Annotated in this window: 9 protein-coding genes and 1 pseudogene; 7 read left to right on the plus strand and 3 right to left on the minus strand. The window is 75.0% G+C overall.

Annotation, left to right across the window (positions count from 1 at the left end; all coding sequences use genetic code 11):
* Positions 1–50: 50 nt before the first annotated feature.
* Positions 51–587, minus strand: a pseudogene (locus IF45_RS0126685) (TerD family protein); the annotation flags it as partial.
* 218 nt (positions 588–805) lie between these two features.
* Between IF45_RS0126685 and IF45_RS0126690 the strand changes: the two are divergent.
* From IF45_RS0126690 to IF45_RS0126715, 6 genes are all read left to right on the plus strand, one after another.
* Positions 806–1,411 carry a YdbC family protein gene (locus IF45_RS0126690; RefSeq protein WP_015506987.1) on the plus strand — a complete coding sequence of 202 codons (606 nt, stop codon included), beginning with the start codon at positions 806–808 and terminating at the stop codon, positions 1,409–1,411.
* A 69-nt stretch (positions 1,412–1,480) separates the two neighbouring features.
* Positions 1,481–2,140: a histidine phosphatase family protein gene (locus IF45_RS0126695; protein ID WP_008410822.1), complete on the plus strand. Its 660-nt coding sequence runs from the start codon at positions 1,481–1,483 to the stop codon at positions 2,138–2,140.
* A gap of 13 nt (positions 2,141–2,153) precedes the next feature.
* Positions 2,154–3,062, plus strand: coding sequence for an ADP-ribosylglycohydrolase family protein (locus IF45_RS0126700; protein ID WP_030310004.1), 909 nt, complete (start codon positions 2,154–2,156; stop codon positions 3,060–3,062).
* Positions 3,063–3,300: 238 nt separating this feature from the next.
* Positions 3,301–5,118 carry a DUF4153 domain-containing protein gene (locus IF45_RS0126705; RefSeq protein WP_030310005.1) on the plus strand — a complete coding sequence of 606 codons (1,818 nt, stop codon included), beginning with the start codon at positions 3,301–3,303 and terminating at the stop codon, positions 5,116–5,118.
* Positions 5,119–5,532: 414 nt separating this feature from the next.
* Positions 5,533–6,234: a ribonuclease HII gene (rnhB, locus tag IF45_RS0126710; protein ID WP_003951292.1), complete on the plus strand. Its 702-nt coding sequence runs from the start codon at positions 5,533–5,535 to the stop codon at positions 6,232–6,234.
* Positions 6,235–6,300: 66 nt separating this feature from the next.
* The gene (locus tag IF45_RS0126715) at positions 6,301–6,918 is read left to right on the plus strand and encodes a hypothetical protein (RefSeq protein WP_030310008.1); all 618 of its coding nucleotides are present in this window, start codon (positions 6,301–6,303) and stop codon (positions 6,916–6,918) included.
* Between the two features lie 111 nt (positions 6,919–7,029).
* Here IF45_RS0126715 and IF45_RS0126720 read toward each other — a convergent pair whose 3' ends face one another.
* Both IF45_RS0126720 and IF45_RS0126725 read right to left on the minus strand, forming a co-directional pair.
* Positions 7,030–7,638 carry a hypothetical protein gene (locus IF45_RS0126720; RefSeq protein WP_018896097.1) on the minus strand — a complete coding sequence of 203 codons (609 nt, stop codon included), beginning with the start codon at positions 7,636–7,638 and terminating at the stop codon, positions 7,030–7,032.
* A gap of 217 nt (positions 7,639–7,855) precedes the next feature.
* Positions 7,856–10,018: a RecQ family ATP-dependent DNA helicase gene (locus IF45_RS0126725; RefSeq protein ID WP_030310010.1), complete on the minus strand. Its 2,163-nt coding sequence runs from the start codon at positions 10,016–10,018 to the stop codon at positions 7,856–7,858.
* Between the two features lie 162 nt (positions 10,019–10,180).
* On the opposite strand from IF45_RS0126725, the gene IF45_RS0126730 reads away from it, so the two are divergent.
* Positions 10,181–11,710 (plus strand): DUF4192 domain-containing protein, encoded by a 1,530-nt coding sequence (locus tag IF45_RS0126730; protein WP_015506985.1) that lies wholly within the window; start codon positions 10,181–10,183, stop codon positions 11,708–11,710.
* The last annotated feature ends 507 nt before the right edge of the window (positions 11,711–12,217 follow it).

The raw sequence follows: 12,217 nt of genomic DNA on the forward strand, positions 1-12,217 counted from the left end.
CCCCGGCGGCCCCGGCACCGCCGGAGGCTGACCGGGGCCCTGTGGTGGGCTCAGACGGAGACGCCGCCCATGAGCTGCGCGAAGGCGTCCGGGTCGGCGTCGGTGAAGCCTCGCACGGCGCGTTCCAGCTGCCAGGCGCCGGACTCCGTGCGCCGGAAGACCGCGATGGTCGCCGCCGTGGCGTCGCCGACCTCCGAGAAGTCGTAGGTGGCGAGGGTGTCGTACTCCTCGACGATCTCCGCCTCCGTGCCGGGGATGCCGGAGAAGGTCTTGGTGCCGGTGCGCTGCTGTATGGCGACGCCGATGACGATGCGGTCCAGCCGCTCCGACATCCGCTCGAACTCCAGGCTCATCACCTCGTCGAAGCCGAGCCCCTGACCGGTGCGGCTCTCCCGCTGGAGGTGGATGGTGCCGTCGGGGGAGCGGGCGTCGAAGTGGACCAGGTGGTCGGGGGCGCCGTGCGGGTCCTCGACGGAGAAGGCGGCCGCGATCAGGTCGAGGTCGTGGGCGGCCTCGCCGAGCGGGCTCGGGTCCCACTTCAGCCGGATCTCGATCGTCCCCAGATTCTTGTTGGGCGTGCTCATCGCGGTCCTTCCCCCTGTGACATACCCCGACGGCCCTCGTCAGGGCCGGAAATCCCATCCTGCCACGCCGTTCTGACACGGCGTCGGAGATCCCTATGCCCCGCTTCCCCGGACGGGAAGCCTCCACGCCGGCGAACGGATGCGCGAGGCGCGGAAGTTCGGCCACCCGTGCTTCGTGCGCGGGGGCCCTGCGCGGGCGCCCCGGCCCGTACGATGGCGCGGTGCTGGTCAAGTGGACGCGTTGCACCGTGAAGGACCGCCGGGGGTTCGAGCGGGGGCAGCGCAAGTGGGCGGGGCTCCCGGGGGAGCCGGGGTTCCTGGGACAGGGGGGCGGGTGGAGCCGGTCACGGCCCGACGTGGTCCACCTCTTCACCCTCTGGGAGAGCCGTGCCTTCTACGACTCCTTCATGGCCCGTTCCCACGACCGCCTCGCCGCCTCGCAGGCCGGGACGTTCACGGGCGCGCGGGTGCGCCTCTTCTCCCACCGCTTCGACGTGAAGACCGGGTTCGAGCCGCGCTTCACCGACGTGGACGTGGTGCGGGTCGCCCACTGCCGGGTACGGCCCGACCGCGTCGAGAACTTCGCCCTGATGCAGGAGAAGGTCTGGAACCCGGCGATGGCCGGATCACCCGGCATGGTCCGGGGGCTCTTCGGTGAGGCACCGGGCGACGAGTTCCTGATCCTCTCCATGTGGCGGGCGGCCGCCGAGCACGGCAAGTACCGCACCGAGCGCATCGAGCGGCTCTCCCTGCGGGCCCGCACCGCCGCCGACGTCGCCGCCCTGACCGGCGCCGTCGTCGACCTCGAACCCTCCTGGACGGTCTGAGCCGCCGCCCGCGACGCGCCCGCACGCCCCGGCCGCCGCCGCCCGGCGCGGCCGAACTAGGGTTTGCCCATGGTCCGACCGCGACGCATCGTCCTCGTGAGGCACGGCGAATCGGTGGGCAACGCCGACGACAGCGTGTACGAGCGCCAGCCCGACCACGCGCTGCCGCTCACCGCGGCCGGCCGCGCCCAGGCCGTCCAGGCGGGCGGGCGGCTGCGCGAACTCTTCGGCCGCGAACGCGTCAGCGTCTACGTCTCGCCCTACCGCCGCACCCACCAGACCCTCGCCCACCTGGGCCTCGACCCGCAGGTCGTCCGCATCCGCGAGGAGCCCCGCCTGCGCGAGCAGGACTGGGGGAACTGGCAGGACCGCGAGGACGTCCGCCGCCAGAAGGCGTACCGCGACGCGTACGGGCACTTCTTCTACCGGTTCGCCCAGGGCGAGTCCGGCGCCGACGTGTACGACCGGGTGGGGGCGTTCCTGGAGAGTCTCTACCGCAGCTTCGAGTCGCCCGACCACCCGCCCAACGTGCTGCTGGTCACCCACGGCCTCACCATGCGGCTCTTCTGCATGCGCTGGTTCCACTGGACCGTCGCCGAGTTCGAGTCGCTCTCCAACCCGGACAACGGCGAGGTGCGCGTCCTGGAGCTGGGCGAGGACGGCCACTACCGCCTCGACCGGCCCTTCGAGCGCTGGCGGGAACCCGAGCCGTACGGCCGCACCGGCTAGAGTGAACAGCGCGATGACCGCTGACACGAACCCCGACCCGCGCGTCGCCCGCGCCCTGGCCTCCCTCCGCGGACTGGCCGTCGGCGACGCCCTCGGCGCCCAGTTCTCCCACCCCGGCAGCCATCCCCTCCTGCGCCGCCGCCGACTGCCCGACGGGCCCTGGCGGTGGACCGACGACACCGAGATGGCCTCCTCCGTGGTCGCCGCCCTCGCCGCCGACCACCGCGTCGACCAGGACCGCCTGGTCGCCGCCTTCGCCCGCCGCCACGACTCCGCACGCGGCTACGGCCGGGGCACCGACTGGCTCCTCGCGCAGGTCAGGGCCGGTGGGGACTGGCGGGACCTGTCGGTCGGCATGTTCAAGGGCCACGGCTCCTGGGGCAACGGCGCCGCCATGCGCGTCGCCCCGCTGGGTGCCTGGTACGCCGGCGACGCCGAGCAGGCCACCCACCAGGCGGAGATCTCCGCCTACCCCACCCACCAGCACCGGGAGGCCGTCGTCGGCGCCATGGCGGTGGCCGCCGCCGCCGCGCTCGCCGCCTCCCCGGCCGGGCCGCCCACCGGGCGCGCCCTGCTCGACGGGGTGCTGGAACTGGTCCCGCGCAGCGCCGTCGAGGCGGGGCTGCGGCGCGCCCGCGACATGCTCGACTACCGCGACGCCGGCACGGTCGCCGCCGTCCTCGGGTGCGGGCGGCGCTCCACCGCGCACGACACGGTGCCCTTCGCCCTCTGGTCGGCGGCGCGCGGCCTCGACGACTACGAGGCCACGTTCTGGCGGACCGCCCAGGCCGGCGGTGACATCGACACCACCTGCGCCATCGTCGGCGGCATCCTCGCCGCGGCCGGCACCGCGCCGCCCGCCGCGTGGACCGAGCAGACCGAACCGCTCCCCGCGTGGCTGGACGAGGCCCTCACGGCGTGACCTCACGGCCTGACCTGGGTCGGCTGACCCGCCGCCGACGGCCGGGAAGTGTCACGGTCATGCCACAACGCGCCGCTCGCCGGGGCCGAGGTCCCGCCCCTGGCTAGCCTGCCCTCACGCGCCCGGACGATCACGCCGGGAGCGACGAACGATCGCCGGTCCCGCCACGCCCCGTCCTCCCTCGCCTCCCGCGCCGGAGCCGAACGCGGCCTGCCCGGGCCGGCCGGGAGGGGGTCCCGTGTCGGACGGGGTCGAGGGGAACGACGAGAGACGCCGCACCGGGGACGCGGCGGGTCCGGAGCCGCAGGGGGTGCCCGAGCCCCGGCCCGGCGAACCGGAACCCGCCGCGCAGCCGGATCCGGCCCCCCTGGTGAAGGCGGGAACCGCCGGCCGCACCGAGGCCCGGGCAGGCGCGAAGACGGACGAGCCGGCCATCGGCGAGGCCGATGACGCCGCCCCCGACGCCCCCGACGCCTCCGGAACACCGGCCGACGCCCCGCCGGACAGCACGGACACCCCCGATGACCCGGAAGCCCCGGACGAGGCCGGCGACGGCCTCCGCTACGAGCGGCTCCCCGACGCGCCCCCGCCGATCCTGGACGGGGTCCGCGCCCGCCCTCCCGCCCCGCCCGGCCTCGCCACCCTGGTCGCCGCCGCCGTCACCGCCCTGCTGAGCGGGCTCCTGCTCGGCGACGGCCTCGCCGTCAACGCCCTGATCCTCGCCCTCCCGCTCGCCGCCGGGGCCTGTTTCGCCGCCCGGCAGGCAGGGCGGCGCCCGCGCCGGTCCTCGCTCTGCTGGGGCGCCGGCGGGCTGGCACTGCTCGCCGTACCGGTGTGGAGCGACGCGGAGTGGCCCACGCTGCTCGCGGTCCTCGCCGCGGCCGGGCTCGGCGCGCTCGCGCTGCACGGCTGCCGGAAGTGGTCCGGGGTGCTGCTGGCGCCCCTCGGGCCGGTCCTCGCCGTGCGGCGGGCGCTCGTCTGGGGCTGGCGCGGGGCGCGCGAACGGACCGCCGGCGGGGAGAAGGACCTCGGCCCGCTGCTGCGGTCGGTGCTGGTCGCCGTCGTCCTGCTGGTGGTCTTCGGCGGCCTCTTCGCCGCCGCCGACCGGGCCTTCGCCGATCTCCTCGGCAGCCTCGTCCCGGACGTCGACGGCGGATCCGGAGTGCCCTGGCGACTCTTCCTCGCCGTCCTGGGGCTGGCCGCCGCGCTCGCCGTCGCCCACACGGCCGCCGCCCCGACCCGCTGGGACGGTCTCGGCCCCGGGCCGGGACGCCCACGGGGACGCGTCGAATGGGCGCTGCCGCTGGTCCTCCTCGACCTGCTCTTCGCCGCCTTCGTCGCCGTCCAGGCCGCCGTCCTGCTGCGCGGCGAGGACGTGGTCCGCGCCAGCAACGGCCTCACCTACTCCGAGTACGCCCGGGAAGGGTTCTGGCAGCTTCTCTTCGCCACCGTGCTGACCCTCGCCGTCATCTCGGTGGCCGTCCGCGTCGCGCCCCGCTCGGGCCCGCGCGACCAGCTCCTGGTCCGCGCCGTCCTCGGCACGCTCTGCCTGCTCACCCTGGTCGTGGTCGCCTCCGCGGTCCGCCGCATGGACCTGTACATGGGCGAGTACGGGCTCACCCGCCTCAGGCTCTCCGTCGTCGCCATGGAACTGTGGCTCGGCGCGGTGGTCCTGCTGATCCTCGCCGCCGGGGTGTTCGGCGCCCGGCTGCTGCCCCGCGCCGTGCTCGCCTCGGGCGCGGTGGCGGTCCTCGCCTTCGGACTGGCCTCGCCCGACAAGCTGATCGCCGAGAGCAACCTCGACGCGCACCGCGACGGCCGCACCCTCGACCTCCGCTACCTCGCCGGTCTCTCCGCCGACGCCGTCCCGGCCCTCGACCGCCTCGACGAACCCCTGCGCTCCTGCGCCCTGCGCTCGATCGCCGTACCCGACGCCCCCTGGTACGCGACCAGTCTCAGCCAGGCCCGAGCCCACGACATCCTGACGGCCCGCCCCGTCCGCCACCACCCCTGCCGCGACCTCCTCACCGACGACATCTCCCCGTCCGTCCGCTGACCCACCTGCTCCCCCTTCGCATACGCAACCACCGCACCCCCGACGAACCGCCCCGCCTCACCCCACCACCCCCAGCCCGCCGAGACGTCCCGCGAACTCCCCGGAGAGCGGCGGCAGGACGCGTCAACCGACCTGCCCTGCCGCCACTCTCCCGACCGGCGATAAGCCTTCCGGGCGGCGCTGCCACGCCCCCACCCCTCGCCGTCCTGGCAGGGCCCGCTCCGCCCGCAGTACCCTTTCTGTGCGGAAGCGAACGCCATGACGGACGCGGGACGGTACGAGCCGACGGGTGTGCCCGCTGCCCGCGCCGGGGTGCGCGGGCAGCGGGCCGAGAGCCCCGGACACCCGCGATCCGGACAAGGGGAGGAGCCGGGGTGTCCTCCCCGAACCGGGCCGCGTACGCTGTCTGGCGCCATGCCGTACGAATCACCCACGCACACCGTCGAGCGGTCCTTGCGCGCCACGACCGGAGCCAAGATCGTTGCCGGTGTCGACGAAGTGGGACGCGGGGCCTGGGCCGGCCCGGTCTCCGTCTGTGCCGCCGTCACCGGACTGCGCCGGGCGCCCGAAGGCCTCACGGACTCCAAGCTCCTCGCTCCCAAGCGGCGCACCGCGCTCGCCGGTGAGCTGGAGGGCTGGGTCACCGCCTACGCCTTCGGCCACTCCTCGCCCGAGGAGATCGACGACCTGGGCATGACCGCCGCCCTCCGCCTCGCCGCCGTGCGGGCCCTGGAGGGACTGCCGGTCCGCCCGGACGCCGTGATCCTGGACGGGAAGCACGACTACCTCGGTGCGCCCTGGAAGGTCCGTACGGTCATCAAGGGAGACCAGTCCTGTGTCTGCGTCGCCGCCGCCTCGGTACTCGCCAAGGTGCGCAGGGACGCGATGATGGCGGAACTGGGCGTCGGCCACGAGGACTTCTGCTTCGCGGACAACGCCGGATACCCCTCGCCCGCGCACCAGGCGGCGCTCGCCGAGCGGGGACCCACCCCTTACCACCGGCTCTCCTGGGCGTATCTTGACGCGCTGCCCCAGTGGCAGCACCTCAAGAAGGTCCGTGTGCCGGTACGCGGGAACGTCACGGAGATCGAGGGACAACTCGGTTTCGATTTCTGATCTTTTCCGCACTTGCGTGCCACCCCCCTTTATGTCCCGTGTCGACGTTTGATAAATGTCGTCCTTATGCCTCCCTTTCCCGAGGAGCCTCAGATTTCCGAGAGTGCCCAGGGTCCCCGCACCACGCCGGCCAGCAGCCGCGTGACGCCGACCCCTCGCCCCGTACCCGGACCCCGTTCCGCGGTATCGCCCCGTCCCGGCCCCCGCCCCGCGCCGCCCGCTCCGCGGGCCGCCGGAGCCAAGCCCGGTCCGGCCCCCGCGTCCAAGCCCTCCGCCGCATCCCCCGGTGACCAGGGCGCCCCGCAGATCCAGCTCATCCCGGCCCCGGCCGACGGTGCCCTGGACGCCGCCGACGAGGCGGTCGACCTGCTCCTCGACTCCGGCCGCGCCCCGGCCGAGGTGCTGGTCCTGACCACCGGCGACCCCCACCCGTGGACCGCGCACGAGCGGTCCTTCGGTGAGGACGCCTACTGGCGGCAGCAGGACGCGGCCGACGACGTCTTCTACGCCGACGGCGCCTCGGCCGACCAGGCCAAGCCCCGCCCGGTGGTGGTGGTCGCGGCCAACGGCGGCGACGACACCGTCAAGACCGTGCTCCCCACCGCGCTCGCCCGGGCCCAGGCCCTGCTGATCGTCTGCGGCGACCCGCAGCAGATCAACTCCGTGCTGGGCGCGGGCGTCTGACGCCGAGCCCGGCGCCGGACCTCCGGCGCCGGGGCGGCGCAGTCGCACCGCACACGGCACCTCCCAGGGTCCGCCCCGGGGTGTGCCGTCTCCGGATCTCGCGGGCCGGTCTCAGCCCGCCCGCACCGCGCCCCGGGCCGCCGGCAGCTCCCAACTGCCCTGGTCCACCGGCGCGGAGGATGCCGGCCCGACACGGGGCCGGCGCCCGCTCCGGTCCTCCCCCAGGACCTGCCAGCCGGACCCAGTCAGCGTGATGTAGGCCCCGCAGCGCAGACCGTGCAGCGTGCACGCGTCCCGCAGCCCCCACATCCAGGCGCCGTCCTCCTCGGTCCAGCGGCCCTCCCCGTCACGGCAGTGCAGCAGCACCGCCGTCCGCGTGGGCGAGCGCCGCCGCAGGTCGTGCGGGACCACCCGGCGCAACTGGGCCAGCAGCGCGTTCCGGTGGACCCAGCCGTCGGCCGAGGTGGTCCCCCGGGCGAACGAGGCGCTGGCGCACACCCGCTCGTCACGGTCCAGCACCGCCACGACAGCCGTCGACACGGTCGGCCGGTGCAAGGCGTGCAGCGCGCTCACCACCTCCCGGGGATCACGCAGCAGGGGAATGCCCGCCGCCGCCCACTGGGCGGGCACCAGCATCCGGGCCAGCCGGTCGGACGCACCGGCGGGTATCAGCGGTCGGGACGTCGAAGCCGTCGCGGACGGAGCCAATCCGAAGGTCACGGTCCTCCCTTCGGGTACACGCCCACACGCGGGCGAGGAGGTGACGAGGAGAGAGCGCACCGCGGCAGAGCCCTGCCGGACCACCGGAGCCGCGGGGAGCGAAACCCATTCTTGCCCCCGCACCGGCCCGCGGCAACGAGCAATCGGGCGGCCGACCGGTATCCGCCGATACGCCTTTCCCTCAGTCTTCCCAGCGCACGGCCCACTGACGCCCCGCTCAGCCCTCCACGGCCAGGACCAGCGGCAACACCGCCTGCGCCCCGGCCCGCCGGAGCAGCCGCGCCGAGACCGCCAGCGTCCACCCGCTCTCCGTGGTGTCGTCCACCAGCAGCACCGGACCCGGCGTCGCCGCCAGCGCCCCGGCCAGCTCCGCGGGCACCGTCAGCGCCCCCTCCAACGCGCGCAGCCGCTGGGCGCTGTTGCTCCGCGACGGCATCCGCTCCGCCGCCTCCGGCGTCAGCTCCAGCGAACCGAGCAGCGGCATCCGCCCGATCTCGGCGATCCGCGCACCGAGCGCGCCGACCAGCCGCGGCCGGCGACGCGAAGGCACCGTCACCACCCCCACCGGGCGCGCCGGGGCGCCCGCGTCACCCGACGCCCAGCCCCCGGGACCCTTCGCCCAGTCGGCCAGCACCCCGACCACCGCACGCGTCACCTCCTCGGACACCGGCTCGTCCGGAGCGTCCGGGGCCAGCAGGGGACGGAGCCTGTTCCCCCAGCCGATGTCCGAGAGGCGGCCCAGTGCCCGGCCCGGCGCGGCCTGCTCGCCCGGCGGAATGCGCCCCTTCAGGTCCAGGCCGACGGAGGCGAGCCCGGTGGGCCACATCCGGCGGGGCTCCACCTCCACACCCGCCCGGCGCAGCTCGCCGGTGGCCGCCTCCAGCGAGGTGGTGGAGACGTCCCCGCCGAACCGGGGGCCCGCGCAGTTGTCGCAGCGGCCGCAGGGCGCCGCCTCCTCGTCGTCCAGCAGCCGGCGCAGGAACTCCATCCGGCACCCGCCGGTCCCCGCGTACTCACGCATCGCCTGCTGCTCCGCCGCCCGCTGCTTCGCTACCCAGGCGTACCGCTCGCTGTCGTACGACCACGGCTCGCCGGTCGACACCCAGCCGCCGCGCACCCGGCGTACCGCCCCGTCCACGTCCAGGACCTTCAGCATCGTCTCCAGCCGGGACCGGCGCAGCTCCACCAGAGGCTCCAGTGCCGGCAGCGAGAGCGGCCGCTCGGCCGCCGCCAGCACGTCGAGGGTGCGGCGCACCTGCTCCTCCGGCGGGAAGGCCAGCGAGGCGAAGTACGTCCAGATCGCCTCGTCCTCCCGGCCGGGCAGCAGCAGCACCTCGGCGTGGTCCACGCCGCGTCCGGCGCGGCCGACCTGCTGGTAGTAGGCGATGGGAGAGGACGGCGAGCCGAGATGGACGACGAAGCCGAGGTCCGGCTTGTCGAACCCCATCCCCAGTGCGGAGGTGGCGACGAGCGCCTTCACCCGGTTCGCCAGGAGATCGTCCTCCGCCTGCTGGCGGTCGGCGTTCTCGGTCCGGCCCGTGTACGAGGCGACGGTGTGGCCCCGCTGGCGCAGGAAGGCGGTGACCTCCTCGGCGGTGGCGACCGTCAGCGTGTAGATGATCCCCGACCCCGGCAACTCGTCGAGGTGCTCGGCCAGCCACGCCAGCCGGTGTGCCGAGTCGGGCAGCCGCAGCACACCGAGGCTGAGGCTCTCCCGGTCCAGCGGCCCGCGCAGCACCAGCGCGTCCGAGCCCGAACCGGTGCCCAGTTGCTCGGCGACGTCGGCCGTCACCCGGGCGTTGGCCGTCGCCGTGGTGGCGAGGACCGGGACGCCCGCCGGCAGCTCCGCCAGCATGGAACGCAGCCGCCGGTAGTCCGGCCGGAAGTCGTGGCCCCAGTCCGAGATGCAGTGCGCCTCGTCCACCACCAGCAGCCCGGTGGCGGCCGAGAGCTTCGGCAGGACGTTGTCCCGGAAGTCCGGGTTGTTGAGCCGCTCGGGGCTGACCAGCAGGACGTCCACCTCGCCCGCCGCGACCTGGGCCTGGACCTCGTCCCACTCCTCGGGATTGGCCGAGTTGATGGTGCGCGCGGAGATCCCCGCGCGGGCGGCCGCCTCGACCTGGTTGCGCATGAGGGCCAGCAGCGGTGAGACGATCACCGTCGGCCCGGCGCCCCGGGCCCGCAGCAGCGCCGTCGCCACGAAGTACACCGCCGACTTGCCCCAGCCCGTCCGCTGCACGACCAGCGCCCGGCGGCCCTCGGCGACCAGCGCCTCGATGGCGAGCCACTGGTCCTCGCGCAGCCGGGCGGAGCCCGTCGGGTCGCCCACCAGCCGGGCGAGGACGGAGTCGGCCGTGGTCCGCAGCTCTTCGTTGCTCATGGCCTCCATGCAACCCGATGGGTCGGACAAACCGCGAACGGGCCCGGCCACCTGTGGACAACCACCCCGATGTGGACAACCCGGCACTTGTGGACAACTCCGTCACCCGGCTCTGTCCACAGGCTCCAGCAGCCTCGCCGGAACCCGGCGAGAGTCGGCGGCATGAGCGAACACACCAACACCACGCCCACCGATTCCGACGAGCCCGGCGTCACCGTCCGCACCCACACCGAGCTGGCCGACGCCCTGCCGTACCTCCTCGGCTTCCAGCCCGACGAGAGCCTCGTCCTCGTCGCCGTCCACGGATCCCGGGGCCGCTTCGGCGGCCGGGTCACGGTCGGCATCCCCACCGACCCCGCCGACTGGGCGGTGGTGGCGGACGCCGTCACCGACGCCCTCGTGACGGGCAGCACCCGCCGCCAGGGCCTGCCGGAGGGCATCGTGGCCTTCCTCTGCCGTGAACCCGGCCCCGGCGAGAACGGCACCACCGTCATGGAGTACCTCCGCCCCCTCGCCCAGCACGTCCGGCTGGCCGCCGGAGCACGCGACGTACCGGTGGTGGACGCCCTCTGCCTCTGCGACCACCGCTGCTGGTCGTACTGCTGCCCCGATCCGGCCTGCTGCCCACCGGAAGGGAACGCGCAGAAACCGCCGGGCACCTCCGCCGTCGCCGCGGCGGCGGCCTACGCGGGCATGACCGTTCGCGGCAGCCTGCGCGCCATGCAACGCCGGCTGCTCCCGCCGGACGACGGCGGCGACCCGAGGTGGACCACCGCCCTCGACACGGCCTGCGCCAACCTGCTGCCCCGGCTCGTGGACGAACGCGAGGCGGCGGAGGTCGCCGACCTGACCCTCACGACCACCGCCGACCTCCTCACCCGGCTCCACCGCCTGCCCCAGGTGCGGGACCTGAAGGCGGCCGACGCCTGCGACGACCGCGCGATCGGCATCGAGGAGGCAGCCACCGTCATCGTCGGCCTCCAGGACCGGGAAACGAGGGACCGCGCCGCCGAATGGATGGAGGGACCACTCGCCCCGCCCGCCCTGCGCCTCTGGCGCGCCCTCGCCCGCCGCTGCACCGGCGCCTACGACGAATACGCGGCCGCTCCGCTCGCCCTCGCCGGGTGGGTGGCCTGGTCCAGCGGCGACCGCACCGAGGCCCGCGTCGCCCTCGCCCTCGCACTGCGAGCCGACCCCGACTACCTCTTCGCCCTCCTCCTCCACCACGCCTGCGACGAGGGGCTGGCCGCCGAGTCGATCCGCCGCGTGCTGCGCAGGGCCGGGAAGGACCGGGGCCGTGAGGTGGTCGCTGGGGGAGCCGGAACGGCGGGGGAAGCGGATGCGCCCGGTTGGGGAGGAGGCGGGGAGGCCGAGGGAGCGTCCTCCTCGCGGCGGCGGAGGGTTCCGCTGCCCTCGGCGCTGAGGGCGGCTGGATGGCGGGGCGGGACGGCCGGTTTGGCTCGGCCCTCGGGGGCGGGAGGTCCGGCCGGCCGGGCGGGGAGGCCGGCGGGTGCTGGGCGGCCGCCTCTGCCTGTTCGCCCGCGGGGCGGGCGGCCTGGGGCTGGGCCGGGCGGGTCGCGGGCGCCGTACGGGGCGGGGCTCGGTCCGGGGCCGAGCGGACAGTTGCCGTTGCGGAGCTCCAGGCACGGTCGGCGGTCGCAGGGCGGGCGGGGGGCGAACGGGCGGGGGTAGCGGCTGGGGTGACGGGGCTGATGTCTGGGGGTGGGTGAGGGAGTGCTGGAGGGGGCTGGCTGAGGTGGGTTCCATGAAGGGGTGAGCAGGGGAGCTGGGTGCGAGGAGAGGGAGGGGCGGAGGAGAAGTGCCGGAAGAGGAGTGCTGGAGGAGAGCAGCCGACGGGCGTAACCAGACAGGGAGTGAGCGGAGAGCGGTCAGAGGGTGAGTGAGAGGAGCGAAGTGATGTAGCTGGGGGCGGTCGGCGGAGGCGGTCGGGCTGTGAGAGCTGGGCTGCTAGTGGTCGCCGGCTTCGGCGAGTCGAACAGTGGACGCTGCGGTCGGCGTCGGGGTTGTCGCGCAGCCCCGACGCCGGGTGCCGGGTAGGTGTGCCGGCTGAGCGCCGTGTGCCGTGTGCCGTGTGCCGTGTGCCGTGCGCTGAGCGCTGAGCGCCGAGCGCCGAGCGCCGAGCGAGTGTCGGCACGGTGTCGGCCCAGCGTCGAGGGGGTGGGGTGGGAGGGGGGGGGG

Origin of the sequence: Streptomyces albidoflavus, assembly GCF_000719955.1 — a bacterium.
Lineage (GTDB): Bacteria > Actinomycetota > Actinomycetes > Streptomycetales > Streptomycetaceae > Streptomyces > Streptomyces albidoflavus.

Bases quoted from the DNA above. Each gene is read 5' to 3' on its own strand.
- IF45_RS0126695 (WP_008410822.1), top strand. From the start codon at position 1,481: ATGGTCCGACCGCGACGCATCGTCCTCGTGAGGCACGGCGAATCGGTG.
- IF45_RS0126700 (WP_030310004.1), top strand. From the start codon at position 2,154: ATGACCGCTGACACGAACCCCGACCCGCGCGTCGCCCGCGCCCTGGCC.
- rnhB (WP_003951292.1), top strand. From the start codon at position 5,533: ATGCCGTACGAATCACCCACGCACACCGTCGAGCGGTCCTTGCGCGCC.
- IF45_RS0126715 (WP_030310008.1), top strand. From the start codon at position 6,301: ATGCCTCCCTTTCCCGAGGAGCCTCAGATTTCCGAGAGTGCCCAGGGT.
- IF45_RS0126725 (WP_030310010.1), bottom strand. From the start codon at position 10,018: ATGAGCAACGAAGAGCTGCGGACCACGGCCGACTCCGTCCTCGCCCGG.
- IF45_RS0126730 (WP_015506985.1), top strand. From the start codon at position 10,181: ATGAGCGAACACACCAACACCACGCCCACCGATTCCGACGAGCCCGGC.